This window comes from Paracoccus nototheniae, assembly GCF_004335005.1.
Taxonomy (GTDB): Bacteria; Pseudomonadota; Alphaproteobacteria; order Rhodobacterales; family Rhodobacteraceae; genus Paracoccus; species Paracoccus nototheniae.
Genome location: NZ_RQRT01000033.1, coordinates 1 through 19,748 on the forward strand (window position 1 = coordinate 1; position 19,748 = coordinate 19,748).

At 67.1% G+C, this 19,748-nt stretch carries 24 protein-coding genes; 14 read left to right on the plus strand and 10 right to left on the minus strand.

What is annotated here, in order from left to right; genetic code table 11:
* Nucleotides 1-415: sulfate/molybdate ABC transporter ATP-binding protein (locus EG885_RS12695; protein WP_131575117.1), on the plus strand; the 415-nt coding region annotated here is incomplete at its 5' end.
* 123 nt (nt 416-538) lie between these two features.
* Nucleotides 539-1,081, plus strand: a complete 543-nt coding sequence (locus tag EG885_RS12700) for a cytochrome b (RefSeq protein WP_242679638.1) — start codon at nt 539-541, stop codon at nt 1,079-1,081.
* Between the two features lie 108 nt (nt 1,082-1,189).
* On the opposite strand, the gene EG885_RS12705 is transcribed toward EG885_RS12700, so the two are convergent.
* The 5 genes from EG885_RS12705 to EG885_RS12725 form a co-directional block, all read right to left on the minus strand.
* Nucleotides 1,190-2,320, minus strand: a complete 1,131-nt coding sequence (locus EG885_RS12705; protein ID WP_131575121.1) for a site-specific DNA-methyltransferase — start codon at nt 2,318-2,320, stop codon at nt 1,190-1,192.
* 106 nt (nt 2,321-2,426) lie between these two features.
* Nucleotides 2,427-3,041: a ribonuclease HII gene (locus EG885_RS12710; protein ID WP_131575123.1), complete on the minus strand. Its 615-nt coding sequence runs from the start codon at nt 3,039-3,041 to the stop codon at nt 2,427-2,429.
* The gene (locus tag EG885_RS12715; protein WP_131575125.1) at nt 3,038-3,517 is read right to left on the minus strand and encodes an ureidoglycolate lyase; all 480 of its coding nucleotides are present in this window, start codon (nt 3,515-3,517) and stop codon (nt 3,038-3,040) included. The genes EG885_RS12710 and EG885_RS12715 overlap by 4 nt, the downstream gene beginning before the upstream one ends.
* Nucleotides 3,518-3,527: 10 nt before the next feature.
* Entirely contained in the window at nt 3,528-5,246 is a 1,719-nt protein-coding gene (locus EG885_RS12720) for a glycosyl transferase family 90 (protein ID WP_131575127.1), read from the minus strand.
* A gap of 6 nt (nt 5,247-5,252) precedes the next feature.
* On the minus strand, nt 5,253-6,461 hold the full coding sequence (locus tag EG885_RS12725; RefSeq protein ID WP_131575129.1) for an MFS transporter: 1,209 nt from the start codon (nt 6,459-6,461) through the stop codon (nt 5,253-5,255).
* A gap of 204 nt (nt 6,462-6,665) precedes the next feature.
* Between EG885_RS12725 and EG885_RS12730 the strand changes: the two genes are divergently transcribed.
* Nucleotides 6,666-7,421: a GntR family transcriptional regulator gene (locus tag EG885_RS12730; protein WP_165571130.1), complete on the plus strand. Its 756-nt coding sequence runs from the start codon at nt 6,666-6,668 to the stop codon at nt 7,419-7,421.
* Between the two features lie 115 nt (nt 7,422-7,536).
* On the opposite strand, the gene EG885_RS12735 is transcribed toward EG885_RS12730, so the two are convergent.
* From EG885_RS12735 to EG885_RS12745, 3 genes are read right to left on the minus strand one after another with little or no spacing between them, the layout of a single operon-like run.
* Complete coding sequence (locus EG885_RS12735; RefSeq protein ID WP_131575133.1) at nt 7,537-8,343, minus strand: oxepin-CoA hydrolase, alternative type; 807 nt, start codon at nt 8,341-8,343, stop codon at nt 7,537-7,539.
* Complete coding sequence (locus EG885_RS12740) at nt 8,340-8,750, minus strand: PaaI family thioesterase (protein ID WP_131575136.1); 411 nt, start codon at nt 8,748-8,750, stop codon at nt 8,340-8,342. The genes EG885_RS12735 and EG885_RS12740 overlap by 4 nt, the downstream gene beginning before the upstream one ends.
* Nucleotides 8,747-10,084, minus strand: coding sequence for a TRAP transporter large permease (locus EG885_RS12745; RefSeq protein ID WP_131575138.1), 1,338 nt, complete (start codon nt 10,082-10,084; stop codon nt 8,747-8,749). The genes EG885_RS12740 and EG885_RS12745 overlap by 4 nt, the downstream gene beginning before the upstream one ends.
* Before the next feature lie 335 nt (nt 10,085-10,419).
* Here EG885_RS12745 and EG885_RS12750 point away from each other — a divergent pair, with 335 nt between their 5' ends.
* Together EG885_RS12750 and EG885_RS12755 are read left to right on the plus strand one after the other, a co-directional pair.
* Nucleotides 10,420-11,796 (plus strand): L,D-transpeptidase family protein, encoded by a 1,377-nt coding sequence (locus EG885_RS12750; protein WP_131575140.1) that lies wholly within the window; start codon nt 10,420-10,422, stop codon nt 11,794-11,796.
* On the plus strand, nt 11,796-12,773 hold the full coding sequence (locus EG885_RS12755; protein ID WP_131575142.1) for an extensin-like domain-containing protein: 978 nt from the start codon (nt 11,796-11,798) through the stop codon (nt 12,771-12,773). Before EG885_RS12750 ends, EG885_RS12755 begins: the two co-directional genes overlap by 1 nt.
* A gap of 35 nt (nt 12,774-12,808) precedes the next feature.
* Here the strand turns inward: EG885_RS12755 and EG885_RS12760 are convergent, their stop codons facing one another.
* Both EG885_RS12760 and EG885_RS12765 read right to left on the minus strand, forming a co-directional pair.
* Nucleotides 12,809-13,540 carry a Crp/Fnr family transcriptional regulator gene (locus EG885_RS12760; RefSeq protein WP_131575144.1) on the minus strand — a complete coding sequence of 244 codons (732 nt, stop codon included), beginning with the start codon at nt 13,538-13,540 and terminating at the stop codon, nt 12,809-12,811.
* Between the two features lie 128 nt (nt 13,541-13,668).
* Nucleotides 13,669-14,991, minus strand: a complete 1,323-nt coding sequence (locus EG885_RS12765; RefSeq protein ID WP_131575147.1) for a FliI/YscN family ATPase — start codon at nt 14,989-14,991, stop codon at nt 13,669-13,671.
* A gap of 99 nt (nt 14,992-15,090) precedes the next feature.
* On the opposite strand from EG885_RS12765, the gene EG885_RS12770 reads away from it, so the two are divergent.
* Genes EG885_RS12770 through EG885_RS12810 form a run of 9 tightly spaced genes read left to right on the plus strand, consistent with a single transcriptional unit; the run spans nt 15,091 to nt 19,678 of the window.
* On the plus strand, nt 15,091-15,480 hold the full coding sequence (locus EG885_RS12770) for a FlgB family protein (RefSeq protein WP_131575149.1): 390 nt from the start codon (nt 15,091-15,093) through the stop codon (nt 15,478-15,480).
* A gap of 12 nt (nt 15,481-15,492) precedes the next feature.
* Nucleotides 15,493-15,885, plus strand: coding sequence for a flagellar basal body rod protein FlgC (gene flgC, locus EG885_RS12775; protein WP_131575151.1), 393 nt, complete (start codon nt 15,493-15,495; stop codon nt 15,883-15,885).
* 11 nt (nt 15,886-15,896) lie between these two features.
* Nucleotides 15,897-16,187: a flagellar hook-basal body complex protein FliE gene (gene fliE / locus EG885_RS12780; protein ID WP_131575153.1), complete on the plus strand. Its 291-nt coding sequence runs from the start codon at nt 15,897-15,899 to the stop codon at nt 16,185-16,187.
* Nucleotides 16,187-16,453 (plus strand): flagellar biosynthetic protein FliQ, encoded by a 267-nt coding sequence (locus EG885_RS12785; RefSeq protein WP_131575155.1) that lies wholly within the window; start codon nt 16,187-16,189, stop codon nt 16,451-16,453. The genes fliE and EG885_RS12785 overlap by 1 nt, the downstream gene beginning before the upstream one ends.
* Nucleotide 16,454: 1 nt before the next feature.
* Nucleotides 16,455-17,171 carry a flagellar hook-basal body complex protein gene (locus tag EG885_RS12790; protein ID WP_131575157.1) on the plus strand — a complete coding sequence of 239 codons (717 nt, stop codon included), beginning with the start codon at nt 16,455-16,457 and terminating at the stop codon, nt 17,169-17,171.
* Nucleotides 17,172-17,181: 10 nt separating this feature from the next.
* A complete protein-coding gene (flgG, locus tag EG885_RS12795; RefSeq protein ID WP_131575159.1) occupies nt 17,182-17,967 on the plus strand; it encodes a flagellar basal-body rod protein FlgG in 786 nt (261 codons plus the stop codon).
* Nucleotides 17,967-18,380 carry a flagellar basal body P-ring formation chaperone FlgA gene (gene flgA, locus EG885_RS12800; RefSeq protein WP_131575161.1) on the plus strand — a complete coding sequence of 138 codons (414 nt, stop codon included), beginning with the start codon at nt 17,967-17,969 and terminating at the stop codon, nt 18,378-18,380. The genes flgG and flgA overlap by 1 nt, the downstream gene beginning before the upstream one ends.
* An 11-nt stretch (nt 18,381-18,391) precedes the next feature.
* The gene (flgH, locus tag EG885_RS12805; protein ID WP_131575163.1) at nt 18,392-19,117 is read left to right on the plus strand and encodes a flagellar basal body L-ring protein FlgH; all 726 of its coding nucleotides are present in this window, start codon (nt 18,392-18,394) and stop codon (nt 19,115-19,117) included.
* 9 nt (nt 19,118-19,126) lie between these two features.
* Nucleotides 19,127-19,678: a hypothetical protein gene (locus EG885_RS12810; RefSeq protein WP_131575165.1), complete on the plus strand. Its 552-nt coding sequence runs from the start codon at nt 19,127-19,129 to the stop codon at nt 19,676-19,678.
* The last annotated feature ends 70 nt before the right edge of the window (nt 19,679-19,748 follow it).

The following is a 19,748-nucleotide window of genomic DNA, read 5'->3' on the forward strand; positions in this document are numbered from 1 at the left end:
CCCCCGCGCATCCCGCCCCCCCAAGGCCGAGATCGACCGCCGCGTGATGAAACTGCTGGACCTGATCCAGCTGCCCCAGATCGCCACCCGCTATCCCACCCAGCTGTCGGGCGGCCAGCGCCAGCGCGTGGCCCTGGCCCGCGCCCTAGCCATCGAGCCGCGCATGCTGCTGCTGGACGAGCCCTTCGGCGCCCTGGACGCAAAGGTCCGCAAGGAACTGCGCCAAGGCCTGCGCGACATCCATGACGAGACCGGCCTCACCTCCGTCTTCGTCACCCACGATCAGGACGAGGCGATGGAGCTGGCCGATCTGGTCGTCGTCATGTCCATGGGCCGCATCGAACAGATCGGAAAACCCGCCGACATACGCGCCAAACCCGCAACGGAATTCGTCCGGGAATTCATCGGGGCGTGACGGGGCAACCCGTTGGGGATTGGTTGGGGATTTGCGTGGCAGACTGCCCGCCGACGCATCCGGGCGAACGGGTGGCACGCCCCTTCGCCCCAAGCAAGGATGCCAGATGACGGAGCAAGGCCCATGACGATCGCAGACAGCCCCGCGCGCTATGGCGCCCTTTCGCGGTTCTTTCACTGGGCCATCGCGGCGCTGCTGGTCTGGCAATTCGGCGGCATTTGCAGCGAGGCCATTCTGGGCGAGGACCATCCCCTTGCGGCCCGTCTGTCCGCCAATCATACGCAGGTCGGCACGATCCTGTTCGTGCTGATCGTCTGCCGGGTGGTCTGGGCGATCCTGAACCGGGGCCGCCGCCCGGATCATGGGCCGGGATTGCTGGGCTATGCGGCAAGGCTGGGGCATTTCAGCCTCTACGCGCTGATGCTGGCGGTGCCGACAGCGGCCCTGCTGCGGGCCTGGGGCAATGAGCGTGCCTTTGCCCCGTTCGGATTCCCGATCTTTGCGCCGCGCAGCCCCGATCAGGTGGTTCAGACCGCCACCGCGATCGGCAGCAATTTTCATGGCGAGATGGCCTGGATCATGGGCGTGCTGATTCTGGGCCATGTTGCGATGGCGATCCTGCATCAGGTCGCATGGCGTGACGGCACCCTGAAACGGATGACCTGAACCGGGCGGGACACGGCAGAAAAAACCCCGCCATGCTGGGCATGGCGGGGCAAGGTGGTTCCGGCCCCGCGACGGGCGCAGGGGCGGAACTGGCGAAAGGAATGGGGGTCAGTTGGGCCGGGGAACCTCGCCCTCCAGCTCGGCGCGGATCTGCTGGCGCAGGATGTCCAGCGGGATCATCTTGCCCTCGCGCCGGAAATGCCAATAGGTCCAGCCGTTGCAGCTGGGCGCGCCTTCCAGTGCGGCGCCCACCTGATGGATGCTGCCCTTGACGTCATTGCCGATCAGGCTGCCATCGGCACGCACCTTGGCCTTGTGGCGGTTGCCAAGGGAAAACAGCTCTTCCCCCGGGCGCAGCATGCCGCGTTCGATCACCTGACCGAACGGGATGCGCACCTCGGCGCGCTTGGCGCGGGTGGTGGCGATGGCGTCGCTGTCAAAGCGGCGGACGCGGGACAGGCGGCGGGTGGCGACCTCGCGATAGGCCTCCTCGCGTTCGATGCCGATGTAATCGCGGCCCAGCATCTTGGCGACGGCGCCGGTCGTGCCGGTGCCAAAGAACGGATCAAGGACCACGTCGCCGGGATTGGTCGTGCCGACGATCACCCGGTGCAGCAGCGATTCGGGTTTCTGGGTCGGATGGGCCTTGTCGCCCGCCGCATCCTTCAGCCGCTCGCCGCCATTGCAGATCGGCAGCACCCAGTCGCTGCGCATCTGAATGCCCTCGTTCAGGGATTTCAGCGCCTCATAATTGAACGTGTATTTCGAGGCTTCGGATTTGGCCGCCCAGATCAGCGTCTCATGCGCATTGGTCAGCCGCTTGCCGCGGAAATTCGGCATCGGGTTCGATTTGCGCCAGATCACATCATTCATGATCCAGAAATTCTGGTTCTGCAGCTCGGCGCCGACGCGGAAGATGTTGTGATAGCTGCCGATCACCCAGATCGCCCCGCTGGGTTTCAGCAACCGCCGCGCGGCGGCCAGCCAGTCGCGGGTAAAGGCGTCATAGACGGCAAAGCTGGAAAACTGGTCCCAGTGATCGTCGACCGCATCGACCTTGGAATTGTCGGGCCGGTGCAGATCACCCTTGAGCTGCAGGTTATAGGGCGGATCGGCAAAGATCAGATCGACGCTGCCTGCGGGCAGGCTGTTCATGATCTCGATACAATCCCCGCCAAGGATCTGGTTCAGCGGTAACGGGCGCACGGAATCCGTGCGCTGGTCCTTGGTTTTCGTCATTGCTCTGCCTCTGGGGAATGCCGGCTTGTGCCGGTCTGATCTGCCCCCAAAGATGATTCAAAGTCGATTCGCCGTCAATTTCTTTTTCGAATCAGTGCCTTAACAATCAGGCTTTACACAAGATATTGTGGACGGGCTTGAAGCTGCGCCTATGATGTGGGGTGACCCCCAGATCTAGCAGGGCGCGTTTATGGGCAGGGGTGGGATATCCGGCATTCACATCCCAGCCATATCCGGGATGCTGTTGCGCCAAATCCACCATGATGCGATCGCGCAACACCTTGGCGATGACCGAAGCGGCGGCAATGGTCAGGCAGCGCGCGTCGCCCTTGACCACGGCCTGGGCGGGCAGATCCAGATCGCGGGGCAGCATGTTGCCATCGACCAGCACATGACAGGGACGCTGGCGCAGGCCATCCAAGGCGCGGCACATGGCGACGTGGCTGGCGCGCAGGATGTTCAGGCTGTCGATCTCGTCCACGCCGACATGGGCGACGGACCAGTCGCAATGGGTCATCAGCCAGTCGGCCAGCGCCTCGCGCCGCCGGGCGGTCAGCTGCTTGCTGTCGTTCAGACCGGGGGGGATGGTCGCTGGATCAAGGATCACCGCCGCCGCCGTCACCGGCCCCGCCAAAGGTCCGCGCCCGGCCTCGTCCACGCCCGCCACCAGCCGCGCGCCGCTGGCAAGGGCGGCGGCCTCGAACGCATAATCGGGGCTCATGCGGTGATCCGCACCGGGGGGATGGCGACTTCTTCAAGGTTCAGGCCGTCGCCGTCGCGGTCGACGACCAGAAAATCGGCCGCCCGGTCCAGCGGCGTCAGCACCCCATGCCAAACGCCCGCGCGCAGGTTCACGCCCGTCCCTGCGGGGACCAGAAAGGCCAAGGGCGTGCCGGGCCGTCCGTCCAGATCGGGGGCCACCACCGACAGCCACGGGTCCGGCCCAAGCGGCATGAATGCTTGCGACCCAAGCGGATGGCGTTCCAGCAGCGTGCAGTCATAGGGCAGGCTGACCGGTTCGCTGCGAAAGATCGAGACGATCGCCTCGCCCCCCGCCCGCTGAACCGTGGCCAGCGCGTGGTGGCGTTCGCACCGGCCCGCATTGATCAGGCGGTCGGGCGCGGGTTTCGGGGCCAGCACATCGCCATAGGGGGCAAAGGCGGCGGCGGTCAGCGGGGTGATGCGGATCGTTGTCATGGCCCGGGTTCTAGCGCGCCTTTGCCAACCCGTCGAGGATCAGCTGCATCATCCGCACCCGCGCCGCCGGGTCGCGCAGATGCGCCGCCTCGGCCCGCGCCGCCTGCGACATGGCGCGGCATTCATCCGGATGGGCGCGCGCCCATGCCAGCTTGTCATGAATATCCGCAGCATGGCGGGCCACGGGGATGAAATGCACCCAAGGCCGGAAGCGGCCCGAATAGAACACCTGCCAGCCATCATCCTCGGCCAGCAGCACCCCGTTCTGATCCAGCCCCGAGATGAAGTTCGACCCGTGGTCATAGCCCGTCAGGCATAGCTGATAGCGAAAGCGCCGGAACTGCGCCGGGGCCATGCGCGGCCTGCAATAGGGCGCCAGCAGCGGGTCATCGGCGAAATGGCGAAAGGCTGGGGCCATGACGATGCCGATATCGACATCGGGATGGCCCTGCAGGCGACGGATAAAATCCATGCGGTTGGTGCGGCACAGCCCCTGCCACGCCTCGGCCCGCGCCTCGGGCGTCGGGGCATCGGCCAGGCGGGCCAGCCAGGTATGGCTGGCCGCCCCCGGCTTGACGCCGGGGCGCATTTCCGACCCCGAGATCATGCCGCGCCAGACCAGCCGATCCTCTTTGTCCTCAAAGGGGATGTCGTCGGGGGCGGCACCGGGGTCGAAACCGGGCAGACCGATGGCATGCTGGTCGGGCAGCGGCCACAGGACTGCGTTCACCGCGCCCGCGCGGCGGTTGTGGCACAAAACGGGCCGGTCCAACGCCGCGCCTTGGGGGCTGCCCAGCCAGCGGCTGTCCTCCATGTCGATCCAGACCGGATCGCGGCGGTTCAGGCGCAGGATGTCGTTGATCACCCCCTCGGCCCGGATCAGCTTGAAATGCCGCCCCTCTCGCGCCAAGGCCACGGGCGGATCGCCGGGGGCCGCGACAGCCGCGAACTGACGCAGCGCGCCGTTGGCCGAGGTCACCCGTTCGCCGTCCCAATGGCAGGCATGGGGCGACAGCCCATCGCCGCTGCCGGGGGCAAGGGGGTCCAGCCCGGCCAGACAGAAACGCGCCACATCCTCGGCCCAGCCCAAAGGGGCGGGCGCCGGATCGGGGCTGTCCAGCAGCACCATCAGCCCCTTGCCCGGCGCGGTATCCCGGCCCGGCCAGCGGGCGCGGGGCACCTGCGTCATGGGCAGCAGCGCGTTCAGCCGGGCGGCCAGATCAGCGGGGCTGTCGATGGCCAGATCGGCCTCGATCAGGCGCGGATCATCCCCGAACAGCGCCCGCATCCGGTCCAGATGATCGGCAAGCTGGTCCTGCCACAGGGCGGGCAGGGCGGCGGGTGGCAGGGGATCGGGTCGATGCGCCTGATCAAAGGCGTGACAGGCCAGCGCATCGGTCCCGGCGCGGGTCAGGGACCAGTCCTCGGGCGACGGGATGGTCAGCAGGAAATGCGCATGCGGCAGCGCCTTGCGCAGGAAAGCGGCGCAGCGCCAGGCCTCAAGCGGTGGGCGCCAATGCGGCTTGTGGCGAAACAGGCCCGCGAACAGCCGCGCCTGCGGCCAGTCGCGCAGCGGACGCTTGCCCTGCCCCATCGCATACAGGATGTCGGCGGCCAGACGCCCGCCCTCGTGATGGGCGACAGGGTGGCCATTGGCCTCAAACATCCGGGCCAGCACCCGGTCGGCGGGGCCGTCGGGGCCGATATGGATGATGACGGGCGCGGCCACCCCGGATCACACCGTCCGGCGCGGCAGCAGCACCGTCAGCAGCCCCAGCACCGGCAGGACCGAGCAGATCAGGAACACCGTCTCAATCCCCCGCGCATCGGCCAGAACCCCAAGCGCCGCCGCCGCGATCCCGCCCATCCCGAAGGAAAAGCCAAAGAACAGCCCCGCGATCATGCCGGTGCGGCCCGGCACAAGCTCTTGCGCAAAGACCACGATGGCCGGAAAGGCCGAGGCGAGGATCAGTCCGATCAGCACCGCCAGAATGCCCGTCGGCACCAGCCCCACATGCGGCAGGGCCAGCGTCAGCGGCAGCACGCCCAGAATCGACACCCAGATGACTGTCAGCGGCCCCACCCGGTCGCCGATCACCCCGCCCAGCATCACGCCCCCGGCCATGCCGACAAGAAACAGAAACAGCATGATCTGCGCGCCCTGCGTGGACAGGCCGAATTTCTCGATGGTGAAAAAGGTAAAATAGCTGGTCATCGAGGCGCTGTAGATGTTCTTCGTAAAGACCAGCACCGCCAGCACGGCAATCGCCCGGATCACCGTCTTGCGCGGCAGGCGCAGGGTCCGGTCGGTGCTGGCCGCGCTGGCGCGGCGGCGTTCCTCGGCCCAGGTGCCGACCTGCCACAGGATCGCGGCGCCAAGGGCTGCGGCCACGGCGAACCATGCCACGGCGGGACGACCAAGCGGCACTACGATAAAGGCTGCCAGCAGCGGCCCCATCGCCTGCCCGCCATTGCCGCCCAACTGGAACAGCGACTGCGCCGTGCCGAACCGCCCGCCCGAGGCCAGCCGCGCCACGCGCGAGCTTTCGGGATGAAACACCGCCGAGCCGATGCCGATCAGCATCGCCCCCGCCAGCAACATCTCGTACCTGTGCGCCAAAGCCAGCAGCACCACCCCCGTCAGGGTCGACACCATGCCGAAGGGCAGCGATCGCGGCTGCGGGTGGCGGTCGGTCGCCATCCCGATAAGCGGCTGCAACAGCGAGGCCGTGACCTGAAAGGCGAATGTCATGATCCCGATCTGGGTATAGCTCAGCTGGAACTCGACCTGCAGCAGCGGATAGATCGCCGCCAGCATCGACTGCATCACATCGTTGATCATGTGGCACAGGCTGATCGCCACCAGCACGCCCCATGAGGTCAACTGGGTCGCCGCGGCGCGCGGCGCGACCGGGCCCGAGGATTTGGGAAGGGATAAGCGCATCGGCCCGCCTTGGTATTTGCAGCATATGCATTTAGCAGAGATGCGTGAAAAGAAAAGCGCCCTGCTGCAGGGGTCGCGGGGACGCGTGGCGCACAGGTTTCAGGCATGCAGGCGCAGACTGGCCGGTTGGCGATTTGGACAGCTTTCGCTCCGATCATTTGTCCTGTCAAATACTGGTCCGGTATCCTTTAATGAGTAATGTATATGTCCGACTTGCATGCGGGTTCTTCGACCTTGATACGATCTTCGGGGCCTGATGGCGATCGTCGGCGTCTGAATACATGGCAGGCGGTCCGCGCCGATGTGCTGGACCGGATCCGGTCCGGCGAATGGCCTCCGGGCAGCCTGATCCCCACCGAACATGTCCTGTCGCGCGAAATGGGCTGCGCACGGGCTACCGTCAACCGCGCCCTGCGCGAACTGGCCGATAGCGGCATCGTGCAGCGCCGCCGCAAGGTGGGCACGCGCGTCACCGCGACCTCGTCGCGCCGCGCCACCCTGTCCTTGCCGGTGATCCGCGACGAGATCGAGGCGCTTGGCGCGATTTACGGCTATCAGATGACAGATTGTCTGGCCCGTCCGCCCAGCCCCGAGGCGATGCAGGCCCTGCAGGTCGATGCGGGCGACAGCATGATTCTGGTCAAATCGCGCCATATGGCCGATGACAGCCCGCATTGCTGCGAGGCGATCTGGCTGAACCCGCGCGTTCTGAACCTGCCGGATGCCCGCGTTTTCGGCACCATCCCGCCGCAGGAATGGCTGGCGCGCAACCTGCCCGTGGCGCAGGACCGCTATTCGATCCTGGCCGAGGCCGCCAGCGGATCATGCGCGGTCAACCTGCTGGTCGCCACCGGAACCCCGGTCATGACGATCGAGCGTGTGAACACGCTGGACGGCCTGCCGGTGTCCTTTTCGCGGCAGTTCTATCCGCCCCGTCACCGACTGGTTCTGAAGGGCTGATACCGCACTGCCGGGGGGATCGGCCTGCCGGGGCCTTTCCTGCCGGAGCCTTTCCTGACGGGGCCGCCGGGGCCCAAGACAGCCAAAGGGGCCAGCCCTCGGGCCCCGGCAACCCTTACCCCTCGCGCAGGCGGCGGAAGTCGGTGGGGCGCTTGGCCAGAAAGGCGGTGACGCCCTCGGCCGCTTCCGGGGCGGCCAGCGCAAGGGCCATGGCGTCACGCTCGGCGATCATCTGCGCCTCGAAGATCGCGGCGCGGGCGCCGGTCATCAGGCGCTTGATCGCGGCCTGCGCATCGGCCGGACCGCGCGCCAGATGATCGGCCAGCGCCATCGCGGCCATGATCGCCTCGCCCGGGTCGGTCAGTTCGTTGATCAGGCCAAGCGCGTGCAGCCGTTCGGCGCCCACCGGCTGGCCGGTCAGCGCCATCTGGGCGGCCAGCTGCGGCGGCAGACCCGCCGCCAGCGCCGCCGTCAGCCCGCCATCGGGCACCAGCCCCGCTGTTACATAGGCCGCCGTGAACCGCGCATCGCGGGCCGAGATCACCATGTCGCAGGCCAGCGCCAGCGACAGGCCCGCGCCCGCAGCACCACCCTCGACCACGGCGATCACCGGGCGGGGGCAATGGACCACGGCGCGGATCAGATCGTTCAGCTCGTCGATGCGGGCGCGGCGGCTGTCCTCGTCCATCGACTGCGCGGTGATCAGCATGCTCAGATCGCCGCCCGCGCAGAAGAAATCCCCCTCGCCCATCAACAGCACCGCGCCGATGCGGGGGCTGTCGGCGGCCAGCCGCAGGGCGTGGTGCAGACCGTCATAGAACTCGGGCGTCAGGGCGTTGCGGCGCGCGGCATTGCGGTTCTCCACGACCAGACGGTCGCCAAGATCGCTGATCTCGCAATGAGGGTTGGTCAGGTCGGTCATGCGGGCCCCTTCGGCGATTTGCGGAACACGCCGGTCGCGGTGGCGATCAGCGTGCCGTCCTCATGGCGCAACTGTCCCTCGATGAACAGAGTGCTGCGCCCGCCGCCGGTGACGCGGCCTGTCGCGGTGATCCGTCCGGGGCGGCCCGGCGCCAGATAGTTCATCGTCAGCGACAGCGTGGTAAAGGGATGACGCCCCGAGGCGTCCACCGTCAGGCTGCCCGCCGCCCCCATCGCGCTGTCCAGAAGCACCGCCGACAGCCCGCCATGCAGCATGCCCTGACGGTTCAGATGCCGGTCATCCAGATCCAGCACGCAGCGCGCGCAACCATCGCCCTGCCCCACATCCAGGCGATAGCCGATCATGCGCTGCGTCCCGGTCTCGTTCAGGATGGGTCCATCGCTCATCGGATCATCCCCGGAAGGGCCAGCGACAGGACCGGAAACAGCACCAGCAGGGCCAGCACCAGAATATCGACGGCCAGAAACCGCCCGACCCCTTCGAAGATGCGCCCGATCCCGACGCTTGGGGTGACCGTGCTGACGACAAAGACGTTCAGGCCCACGGGCGGGGTGATCAGCCCGATCTCCAGCAGCTTGACGACGATGACGCCGAACCAGATCAGGTTCAGATCATAGGCCTGCACCAGCGGCGCCACAAAGGGCAGGGTCAGGACCAGAATGCCCAACGGGTCCAGAACCATCCCCAGCAGCAGATAGACCACGACGACGCCCAGCATCAGCGCCGCGAACGGGATCTGCGCATCCGCGACCCAAGCCACCAGCGCCGCCGACAGGCCGGTCAGGGCGACAAAGCCCAGAAACACCTTGGCCGCGACGGCAATCAGCAGGATCGCCCCCGATTGCATGACGCTGTCCCGGATCGCATGCCACAGCACATCCGGCGTCAGCCGCCCTTGGGCGAACCCGATGCCGATCGCCAGCACGACCGCCACGGCAGCGGCTGCGGTGGCGCTGAACAGCCCCGACAGGATGCCGCCCACGATGACCGCAAACAGCAGCAAGGGCGGCCATGCGGCCCATGCGGCCTCGGCCCGGGTGGCGCCCTTCTGCCGGGGCTCTGGCCGGGGGGCGGCCTTTGGGTCATGACCGACCCACCAGACCACCACGGCCAGCATCCCCGCCAGCGACAGAAAGCCCGGCAGGATGCCCGCCAGAAACAGCTGCGCCACCGGGGTCTGGGTAAAGACGCCATACAGGATGAACAGCACCGATGGCGGGATCAGCGACCCCAACGTGCCGCCGACCGCGACCGAGCCCGCCGCCAGCCGGGGATCATAGCCCTGCCGGACCATCTCGGGGACGCAGATCCGCCCCATGGTCGAGGCGCAGGCGATGGACGATCCCGACAGGGCCGCGAACCCTCCGCAGCCCAGCAGCGAGGCCATCGCCATGCCGCCGCGCAGGGGATGCAGCCAGACGACGGCGGCGTCATAGATCCGCGTGGCGATCCCCGAACACAGCGCGATATTGCCAAGGGCGATCACCAGCGGCACCATCCACAGATCCGGCGCGCTCAGCAATTCGCGGACATCGGCTGCCAAAGCGACACCGGTCTGACCAAAGGCCGCGCCCGAGATCAGCGATCCGCCCTGCCCGGCAAAGATCAGGACACTGCCCGCCGAGGCGACGCCGGCCAGCGCCAGGGCGATGGGCACCCGCAGCGCGGCCATCAGCAGCAGCGTGACCATCGCGGCCAACCCGACCGTCACCGGCGCCATCAGCCGCGCCCTTTTGTCAGGGGGCAGCGCGGCGCCGGGCTGAATGCCGGCGCGGCCCTGAACGGGGTCGCCCGACCGGGCTGCACATCCTCAAGGGCCATGGCTCAGCCCTGCCGCGCAAGGCGGGCTGACCTTGCGGGTGCTGCCGGGACGGGCTGCCCCGGCATCCGGATCGGTGGTCTGGTCATGGCAAGGCGCCCTCTTTTGTTCCCCGTGGCAGGCTGCGCGCGCCGGTTGCGGAAGGCAACATCGAATTGACCGGAACGTGAACCTCGGTCTATCTGGCCTTTGCTCGCCAAATCCCCGATGCTGACCCCGACCGATCGGAGCCTCCCATGATGCCCCTTCCCGTATTTCGTCCGGCCATGCCCCTCCCGGCTGCGCTGGCCTTGTGTCTGGCGCTGGCTGGCCTTGTCGCGATGCCCGCAACGGCCCAGCAGACAGACCTGCCCTTTACCGCCGACCAGATCGAGGCCGCGCAATATGACGGCAGCGACCTGCCTTCAGGGCGTTCGGCGCTGACGGCCAAGGTGCAGCTGCTGCTGGACCGGTCGGGCACCTCTCCGGGCGTCATCGACGGGTTCAAGGGCGGGATGAGCCAAAGCGCGATCAAGGCCTTCGAACGGCGCACCGGCCTGCCGCAGGACGGGGTCATGGACCCGCATGTCTGGAACCTGCTGCAATCCTATGCTACCCGGCCCGTCACCCAGACCTATGTGATCACCCCCGAGGATGCGGCCGGGCTGGTCGCCTCGATCCCCACCGATTACGCCGAAAAGGCGCTGATGCCGGAAATGGCCTATACCAGCGTCGCCGAACGCTTGGGCGAGCGGTTTCACATGGACGAGAATTTCATCGCCTTTCTGAACCCCGGCACCCCCCTTGTGCCCGGCGCGACGATCCGGGTGATGGCGCCCAACCCGCCGCTGCGCGGAACGGTGGCGCGGATCATCATCGACAAGGACAACCGCCGTGTCGCAGGTTACGACGCGCGGGGACAGATGGTGGTGGATTATCCGGCAACCATCGGCTCGACCGCCACGCCCTCGCCCGCCGGGACGCATCAGGTGCGCAATGTCGCGATGAACCCGAATTATACCTATAACCCCGACGTGAATTTCCGGCAGGAAGGGAACGACCGTCCGCTGGTCATCCCGCCGGGGCCGAACGGCCCGGTCGGTTCGGTCTGGATCGGGCTGACCAAGCCGACCTATGGCATCCACGGCACCCCGACGCCGTCGCAGCTGTTTCGCAACGCCTCCAACGGCTGCGTGCGGCTGACCAACTGGGATGCCGAGGAACTGGCCCGCATGGTGTCCATCGGCGGGACCACGGTCGAGTTTCTGAACTCGGGCGTCACCATCGCCGATGTCACCGGCGCGGGTCAGGCCACCCAGCCCCCCGTCGCCGCCATCGCCATGCCCGAGGGCACCGCCACGGTGCCGGTCACCGACCCCCAGCAGCCGCTGGCGCTGCCCGATCCGACGCCGGGTGCCCCCGTCGCCACGCCTTCGGCGCCCAACGCGGCCACGGACCCGCTGACCGGCATTCTGGATCAGGCGATCGATGGCGCCAGTCCGGGCCAGCCCGGTGCCGTGTCCGATGGCACCGCCCCGACCGCGACCCAGCCCGCCGATCCTCTCAGCGACGCGCTGAGCGGTGCCCTGCCCGAGGGGTTCATCGTGCCGCCGCTGAACGAGGCGCAGCCCTGATGCCGTTCCGGCCCCTGCTGCTGGCTTGCGCGCTGGCGACAGCCCTGCCCGCAGGCGCACAGGACCGCCCGCCCGCAGGGACGGATGCCGCCCCTGCGGTGACCGGTGACGACCGCCCGCCAGAGCGGCCCGAGCCGTCGCCCGATGACGCCGCTGCGTCAGAGGCCGCACAGCCTGCCCCGACCGGAGACGATGCGGCCGGGGATGATGCGGCCACCGATCCACGCGGGTCCGGTTCTGCCGCGTCCCAGACCGATTTGCCCCAGACCGTGCCTCCCGAAACCGCGCCATCTGAAACCGCAACCGATGACGCCACCCCCGACACGACCCCAGAGACCACCACCGGGGCCCCGGCACGCGAGCCCTTTGGCCCGCCGCCGCCTCCGGTCTGGTTCACTCTGGCCGAAAGCGATGCCGATTTCACCGCCTGCCGCCTGACCCTGCAGATGCTGGGCACGCGGTTTACGCAGGAACCCCCCGTCGCCGATCCCGACCTGCGCGATTGCGGCATCGCCCGCCCCCTGCGCGTGACCGAGATCCTGCCCGGCATCGCCCTGACCGGAGAGCCGGTGATGCGCTGCACCACGGCGCGGTCGCTGGCGCTGTGGACCCAAGGGTTCCTGCGCCCGGCGGTGGCGCTGATGCCCGACGCGCCGCGCCTGACCGCCCTGCAGACCGGCCCGGCCTATAACTGCCGCGACCGGATAGGCACGGGTAAGGCCGATCCCAAACCGTCGGAACATGGCTATGGCAATGCAGTCGACGTGATGGGGTTCGTCTTCGAGGATGCCGAGCCGATGCCCGTTCAGCCGCGTCAGGGCGACGGGGATGCCGCCGAAAGCCTGCTGAAAGCCGCGCAAGGCAGCGCCTGCCTGCTGTTCACCACAGTGCTGGGACCGGGATCGAATGCCGCCCATGACGACCACCTGCATCTGGACATGGCAGCCCGGAACGGCGGCTGGCGGCTGTGCGAATAGCAGAGCGACCCTGAGGCGCGCTGTGCCTGTCGGGATCAGCGGCTTTGGCGTTCCATATCCAGATAGGTCGGATCGAACCGTGCCAGCACCGCCAGCCCCTTCCAGTCCAGCACCGTCACATCGGCGCCCGACCAGCGGATCAGCCCGCGGTCGCGCAGATCGCGCACCGCGCGGTTCACATGGATCGGCGAATAGCCCAGGATATCGGCCAGCTCGCGCTGCAGCAGCGGCAGCGAGAATTGATGATTGGCCGCTGCACCGACGGCGTTCAGCCGGGTATAGATCTCGCACAGAAGATGGGCCAGATGCGCGCTGGATCGCAGCGAGGCCGCCGCGACCAGCCATTGGCGGTGGACCGCCGCATCGATCAGCGTCGCCATCCACAAAAGCCGCGTCAGATGGGGGAAATTCTCGGTGATCTCGGTCAGTTCGTCATGATCGACGAATTCCACCTCGGCGTGACCGACGGCGATCACCGAATGCTCCAGCCCGGCCAGTACAAAGCCGTGCAGGTCGACGAAATCGCCCGGCACATGCAGGGCGGTGATCACGCGTTCCTCGGGGCGGCCGACCAGCTTGTGCGACCGCGCGGACAGGCCGCGCAGCATCATGCAACTGCGTTGCGCCAGCCTGTCGGCAGGCACGATCACCTCTCCGGGGGCAAAGGACACATGCTGGGTTCTCAATGCCCTCAGGCGCGCAAGATCGCGGTCTGGCAGACTGTCACGCCGTTGAAGAAAGCGGATAAAATATTCGGTGATCGCCATACCGCCCTTCTTTCTCTGGCCGCCGGACACTCGCAAATCAGGATTCCCGACGCAATGCCGGCAGGTCTCCTTATAACAATCATTAACTTGGCTAACGCGCCGGACCCGCGGCTGGTTTCATCCCGATGTCACGTCCGCATCCGCAAGGGCAGGCGCAACGCCGCCTCCAGTGCGGCAAAACTGTCAGCCACGGTCTTGCAGCGACGGGCCGTGAAATCCTCCAGTTGCGGATAAATTCGAACCGCTTCGTCCAGCTTAACATCCGATCCCGGTGCATAAAGCCCCGCCCGGATCATCAGCTCTGATTCGGCATAGGCACCAAGGGCGGCGCGGGCGCGGGCGATCAGGGCGTTTTCGACCGCACTGGCCGCCTCGGGCAGCGCACGAGAGACCGACCGGACCACATCCACCGCCGGATAGCGCCCGCGTTCGGCGATCGTGCGGTCCAGCACCACATGACCGTCCAGCGTGCCGCGCATGATATCGGCCACCGGTTCGTCCATATCGGACCCCGCCACCAGCACGCTGAAGATCCCGGTGATGTCGCCCGCCCCTTCGGGGCCCGGACCGGCGCGTTCCGCCAGCGCCATGATCAGGTTCGACACCGAGGGCGGAAAGCCGCGATAGCTGGGCGGTTCGCCCGCCGCCAACGCGATTTCGCGATGCGCCTCGGCAAAGCGGGTGATCGAATCGGCCAGAAACAGCACATGACGGCCCTGATCGCGGAAATGTTCGGCCAAGGCCATCGCAGCCCAGGCACAGCGCCGCCGGATCAGCGGTGACCGGTCCGAGGTCGCGGTCACGATCACCGCCCGCGCCATCCCCTCGGGGCCAAGCGTGCGTTCGACGAATTCGCGCAGCTCGCGGCCCCGTTCACCGATCATGGCGATGACCACCACATCGGCCTGCACACCCCGGGCCATCTGCGACAGCAGCGTCGATTTCCCCACCCCCGACCCGGCGAACAGGCCGATCCGCTGCCCCTCGACCAGAGGCAGCAGTGTGTCAAAGACCGCCAGCCCGGTGGCCAGCCGCGCGCCCAACCGCTTGCGCGACGCGGCGGGCGGAGCCTCGGCCCGGAAGCTGCGCCAGACGGCCCCCTGCGGCAGCGGGCGCCCGTCCAGCGGCTGACCAAGCGGGTCGATGATCCGCCCGATCCAGCCATCCGAGGGGGCGATTCGCGGCGCGAACACCAGCTCGACCCCGGCGCCGACCGACAGCCCTTCCAGCGTCCCCTCGGGCAGGATCTGGGCGCTGCGCGGGGTCAGGCCGACGATTTCGCCGCCCAGATCGCCCGCGCCCGACGTGATCATCACCCGGTCGCCGACAGCGGCATGGGTGTTCAGCCCTTCCGCGCTGATCAGGCCCGCGCGGATCGCCTGCACCCGGCCGTGATAACGGGCCAGCCGCAGCTGCGACAGGCGGCGCGCGATCGATTCAAGTTTATCCATCCTGTGGTCCTTTTCAGCCGTCCGGGGGCCGGTGCCTGAAACGGTTTCTAAACCTATTGGGGTTAAGACCGGGTTTAACGTCAGCCGAGGAGAAGCCTCATGTTCGAAAAGATCGAAATGATGCAGATGGCCCGCGCCATGGGTCTGCATGTTCAACAGCGCCACATCGAAACGGCGCGCAATATCGCCAATGCCGACACGCCCGGATACCGGGCGCGCGACCTGCCCGACTTCGCCGAAACCTATCGGCAGGAACGGGCGGCGGGGGTGCTGCGGGTCAGCCATGCCCGGCATATGGACAGCCCGCGATGGTCCCCCGCCGGTGCGCGGGTGACCGAGGCAGAGAGCCCCGTCTCGCCCAACGGCAACTCGGTCTCGCTGGAGGAGGAGATGGTGCGCGGGGCCGAGGTCAAGCGTCAGCATGACATGTCGCTGGCCATCTATCGCTCGGGGCTGGATCTGATCCGGTCCAGTCTGGGCCGCAGATAAGGGGGTATGGGCATGACCGATCCCATCACACCGCTGCGGCTGGCAGCCTCGGGCATGCGCGCGCAGACCGAACGCCTGCGCCACACGGCTGAAAACATCGCCAATGCCGACACGCCCGGCTATCGCCGCAAGCTGGTCAGTTTCGAAGAGGCCGTGCGCCTTGGCCGCCCCACCGGAGAGGTCGCGGCAGGCCGGATGCGTCTGGACCAGACCACCCCGCCCCGCATCCACGACCCCGCGCATCCTTTGGCCGATGCGGATGGATATTACGACGGCTCGAATGTCGATCTGGTGATCGAGCTGGCCGACTCGCGCGAGGCGGGCCGCAGCTACGAGGCCAATCTGCGCATGTTCGAACAGACCCGCCAGATGGGCGCGTCGCTTCTTGATCTTCTTCGCCGTTGAAAGGGCTTGCCATGATCACCGGACTGAATGCCGCCAATGCCTATTCCGCCGCCCGCAGCGCGGTCTCGCCCGATGCCGGATCGGCGCCGCGCATGCTGGAACGCGTCGGACAGGCCGCCGAGGATTTCGCAGCGCAGATGGCCCAGGTCGACGCGGTGTCGACCAGGGCCATGACCGGACAGCTGAGCACGCAGGAACTGGTCCAGACCATCGCCGAGGCCGAACTGACGCTGAACACCGTCGTCGCGATCCGCGACAAGGTGGTCGAGGCGTATCAGGATATCCTGCGGATGCCGGTCTGATGGGCGAGACGGTCCTGTTCGACATGCTGCGTCAGGCGCTGCTGATCTCGGTCCGCATCTCGGCCCCGATGCTGGGGGTGGCGCTGGTCGCGGGGGTCGTGATCGGCCTCTTTCAGGCGCTGACCTCGGTGCAGGAGATGACACTGACCTTCGTGCCCAAGGTGGGGCTGATGCTGGTCGTCTTCTGGGTCTCGATGAGCTTCATGACCACCGCCCTGTCGGATTTCTATCTTGGCGAGATCATCCCCCGGATCGCGGGCAGCTGACATGGACAACGCCATCTATGCCAGCCTGACCCGCCAATCCGGCCTGATGGCCGAAATGCGCGTCGTCGCCAACAACATCGCCAATGCCAGCACCACCGGATTCCGCCGCGAGGGGGTGATCTTTGCGGAACATCTGACCGCGCTGGACCGGCAGGGCGACACCCTGTCCATGGCCCATGCGCGCGGCCGGATGCTGGACCTGCGGCAGGGCGCAATGACGCAGACGAACAACAATCTGGATCTGGCCATCGAAGGCGCAGGGTTCTTTCTGGTCGAGGCGCCCGACGGGCTGCGCCTGACCCGCGCCGGCGCCTTCATGCCCTCCGCCGAGGGGGAACTGATGACCGCCGCCGGCCATCGCCTGCTGGACGAAGGGCAGGCCCCGGTGATCCTGCCCGCAGGCGCCGCTTCGGTCGCGGTGGGGGCGGATGGCACCTTGTCCTCGAACGGGCTGCCCTTTGGTCGGATCGGCCTCTTCACCGCGCCGGAAGGTGTCGATCTGACCCATCAGGGTGGCACCGGCTTTACGCTGGAAGGCGCGCCGGAAACGGTCGAAAACCCCCAGATCCGTCAGGGATTTCTGGAAGATTCGAATGTCGATCCGATCTTCGAGATCACCCGCATGATCGAGGTTCAGCGCGCCTACGAGCTGGGCCAGTCCTTTCTGGATCGCGAGGATCAGCGGATCCGCGGCGCGATCACCGCCATGACCCGATAAGGAACATCCCATGAGAGCCCTGCAGATCGCCGCCACCGGCATGAGCGCCCAGCAGACCCGCGTCGAGGTGATCTCGAACAACCTCGCGAACATGTCCACCACCGGCTATAATGCCCGGCGCGCCGAATTTGCCGACCTGCACTACCAACAGGCATCCCGCCCTGGCAGCGTGACCGCCGCCGATGGCACAGTCATTCCCGCCGGCGTGCAGCTGGGTCTGGGCGTGCGCCCCACCGCCGTCAGCATCAGCCTGCAGCAGGGCGCCCTGATCCAGACCGGCGGCGATCTGGATCTGGCGATCGAAGGCGACGGCTATCTGGAGGTGACGCTGCCTTCGGGAATCTCGGGTTATACGCGCGACGGCGGACTGAAACGATCGCCCGAGGGGCTGATCGTGACCTCGGACGGCTATCCGCTGGTGCCCGAAATCGCCATTCCCGACGATGCCCGCGCCATCACGATCAATGCCGATGGCGAGGTCTATGGCTATTTCAGCGACCGGATCGAACCGGAGCTGCTGGGCCAGATCACCTTGGCGGGCTTTGCCAATGAAAAGGGGCTGGAGGCAATCGGGTCGAACCTGTTCATCGAAACCGCCGCATCCGGCGGCGCGCAGGTCGTCGATCCCGGCCAGGACGGGCTGGGCACGCTGCGACAGGGATATCTTGAGGAAAGCTCGGTCGATGCGGTGCGCGAGATCACCGAACTGATCAAGGCACAGCGCGGTTACGAGCTGAATGCCAAGGTCATCACTGCCGCCGACCAGATGCTCAGCGCCACGGTGCAGGTGCGGTGATGCGGGCACTGGTTCTGGCCCTTGTGCTGTTGCCCGGTGCGGCCCTTGCGGGTGGGCTGGGCGCCGCGCGCACTCTGCCTGCGGGCAGCGTCATCGGCCCCGCCGACCTGCGCGTCATCGAGACCGACCGTCCGGGCCTGACCGACCCGTCGCAGGTTATCGGAATGCAGACCCGCATCACCGTCTATGAGGGGCGCCCCCTTCACGCAAACATGCTGCAGGCCCCGCGCCTGGTCGGACGCAACCAGATAGTGCGCCTGTCCTTTCAACGCGGTGCGCTGCGCATCGACACCGAGGGCCGCGCCCTGTCCGACGGCGCCGCCGGCGCGCTGATCCGCGTGATGAACATGGGATCGCGCAGCACGGTGACGGCGCAGGTGATGCCCGACGGTTCGCTGGCCGTGATCAAGTGAAAGGAAACGCGATGAAACCCGCCATGCTGCTCTGCCTGGCTCTGGCCGCCTCGGGCTGCTCGCGCGCCGCCGGTCTGGGCCGCCCGCCCGAGCTGTCCTCGCCGCAAGAGACCGAGGAATTTCTGGCGATGACCAACCCGCCGCTGAACCTGCCGCTGGATTCGGGCCGCCCCGAAGCAGCAGCCTCGCTGTGGGCAGGCTCGCAATCCTCGCTGATCAGCGATCGTCGGGCGGCCATCCGGGGTGACATTCTGACCGTGGTGATCGAAATCGACGACAGCGCGAATATTTCGAACAGTTCGGGCCGCAATCGCAGTTCCGGCGAAAGCCTGTCAATTCCGCAGATGGTCGGCATTCCGCAACGCCTGTCCGACAAACTGCCCGAGGGGGCCAGTTTCGACAATCTGGCCGATGCCTCGTCGACCTCCTCCTATCGCGGCAATGGCAATATCACCCGCCGCGACCAGCTGACCCTTCGGGTGGCGGCGACAGTGGTCGACACATTGCCCAACGGCACCCTGCAGATTGAGGGCACGCAAGAAGTGCGCGTCAATTTCGAGCTGCGCGAACTGACCGTCACCGGCTTTGTCCGTCCCGCCGACATCGCCCGCAGCAACGAGATCGCCTATGATCGGATCGCCGGCGCGCGAATCTCGTATGGCGGTCGCGGTCAGATCACCGACGTGCAGCAACCACGCTATGGCCAGCAGGCCGCCGACATCATCCTGCCTTATTGAGGTGCGCCCGTGATCCGTAAACTTGTGACCCTCTCCCTGCCGGTTGCGGCGCTTGTCGGCGGCGCATTTGCCGGCGACATGTTGCGCGGCCCGGCCGATACCAGTGCAGATCCCGCCGCCCCCGATCATGCCGCCGCAGACCACGCGGCGGTCGACCCTGTCGCAGACGATCACGCTGAACCTAAGCCCCCCGTTGCGGCTGACGATCACGGCGGCGATGCCTCTGCCGCCTTTGGCGAGGAAGGCTTTTTCACCTTTCCGTCGCAATTCTTCGTGCCACTGGTCCGGCAGGGCGATATGCGCGACATGATGATCCTGACGCTGACCCTGCAGACGAATGCGGCCAGCATCGATGCGCTTGGTCGCAAGGAACATGCCCTGCGCGACGCCCTGCTGCGCGCGCTGATGATCCATGCCAATACCGGCGGGTTTGATGGCAACTATACCGCCGACCGCAATCTGGTGTTGCTGCGCAAGAGCCTTATGACCGCAACAAAGACGGTGACCAAGCTACCGGTCAGCGCGGTCCTTATCGAGGATATCGCCCTGCAGCCTGGCTGAGATCTCTTGCCCTTGCGGCCCCAAGGGGCCAGAACCTGCACGACCCGGGGGCGCAATCGCCTTCGGGTCA

Coding starts and splice junctions, on each gene's coding strand:
- EG885_RS12700 (WP_242679638.1), top strand. CDS start 539: ATGACGATCGCAGACAGCCCCGCGCGCTATGGCGCCCTTTCGCGGTTC.
- EG885_RS12705 (WP_131575121.1), bottom strand. CDS start 2,320: ATGACGAAAACCAAGGACCAGCGCACGGATTCCGTGCGCCCGTTACCG.
- EG885_RS12710 (WP_131575123.1), bottom strand. CDS start 3,041: ATGAGCCCCGATTATGCGTTCGAGGCCGCCGCCCTTGCCAGCGGCGCG.
- EG885_RS12715 (WP_131575125.1), bottom strand. CDS start 3,517: ATGACAACGATCCGCATCACCCCGCTGACCGCCGCCGCCTTTGCCCCC.
- EG885_RS12725 (WP_131575129.1), bottom strand. CDS start 6,461: ATGCGCTTATCCCTTCCCAAATCCTCGGGCCCGGTCGCGCCGCGCGCC.
- EG885_RS12730 (WP_165571130.1), top strand. CDS start 6,666: ATGTCCGACTTGCATGCGGGTTCTTCGACCTTGATACGATCTTCGGGG.
- EG885_RS12735 (WP_131575133.1), bottom strand. CDS start 8,343: ATGACCGACCTGACCAACCCTCATTGCGAGATCAGCGATCTTGGCGAC.
- EG885_RS12740 (WP_131575136.1), bottom strand. CDS start 8,750: ATGAGCGATGGACCCATCCTGAACGAGACCGGGACGCAGCGCATGATC.
- EG885_RS12745 (WP_131575138.1), bottom strand. CDS start 10,084: ATGGCGCCGGTGACGGTCGGGTTGGCCGCGATGGTCACGCTGCTGCTG.
- EG885_RS12750 (WP_131575140.1), top strand. CDS start 10,420: ATGATGCCCCTTCCCGTATTTCGTCCGGCCATGCCCCTCCCGGCTGCG.
- EG885_RS12755 (WP_131575142.1), top strand. CDS start 11,796: ATGCCGTTCCGGCCCCTGCTGCTGGCTTGCGCGCTGGCGACAGCCCTG.
- EG885_RS12760 (WP_131575144.1), bottom strand. CDS start 13,540: ATGGCGATCACCGAATATTTTATCCGCTTTCTTCAACGGCGTGACAGT.
- EG885_RS12765 (WP_131575147.1), bottom strand. CDS start 14,991: ATGGATAAACTTGAATCGATCGCGCGCCGCCTGTCGCAGCTGCGGCTG.
- EG885_RS12770 (WP_131575149.1), top strand. CDS start 15,091: ATGTTCGAAAAGATCGAAATGATGCAGATGGCCCGCGCCATGGGTCTG.
- flgC (WP_131575151.1), top strand. CDS start 15,493: ATGACCGATCCCATCACACCGCTGCGGCTGGCAGCCTCGGGCATGCGC.
- fliE (WP_131575153.1), top strand. CDS start 15,897: ATGATCACCGGACTGAATGCCGCCAATGCCTATTCCGCCGCCCGCAGC.
- EG885_RS12785 (WP_131575155.1), top strand. CDS start 16,187: ATGGGCGAGACGGTCCTGTTCGACATGCTGCGTCAGGCGCTGCTGATC.
- EG885_RS12790 (WP_131575157.1), top strand. CDS start 16,455: ATGGACAACGCCATCTATGCCAGCCTGACCCGCCAATCCGGCCTGATG.
- flgG (WP_131575159.1), top strand. CDS start 17,182: ATGAGAGCCCTGCAGATCGCCGCCACCGGCATGAGCGCCCAGCAGACC.
- flgA (WP_131575161.1), top strand. CDS start 17,967: ATGCGGGCACTGGTTCTGGCCCTTGTGCTGTTGCCCGGTGCGGCCCTT.
- flgH (WP_131575163.1), top strand. CDS start 18,392: ATGAAACCCGCCATGCTGCTCTGCCTGGCTCTGGCCGCCTCGGGCTGC.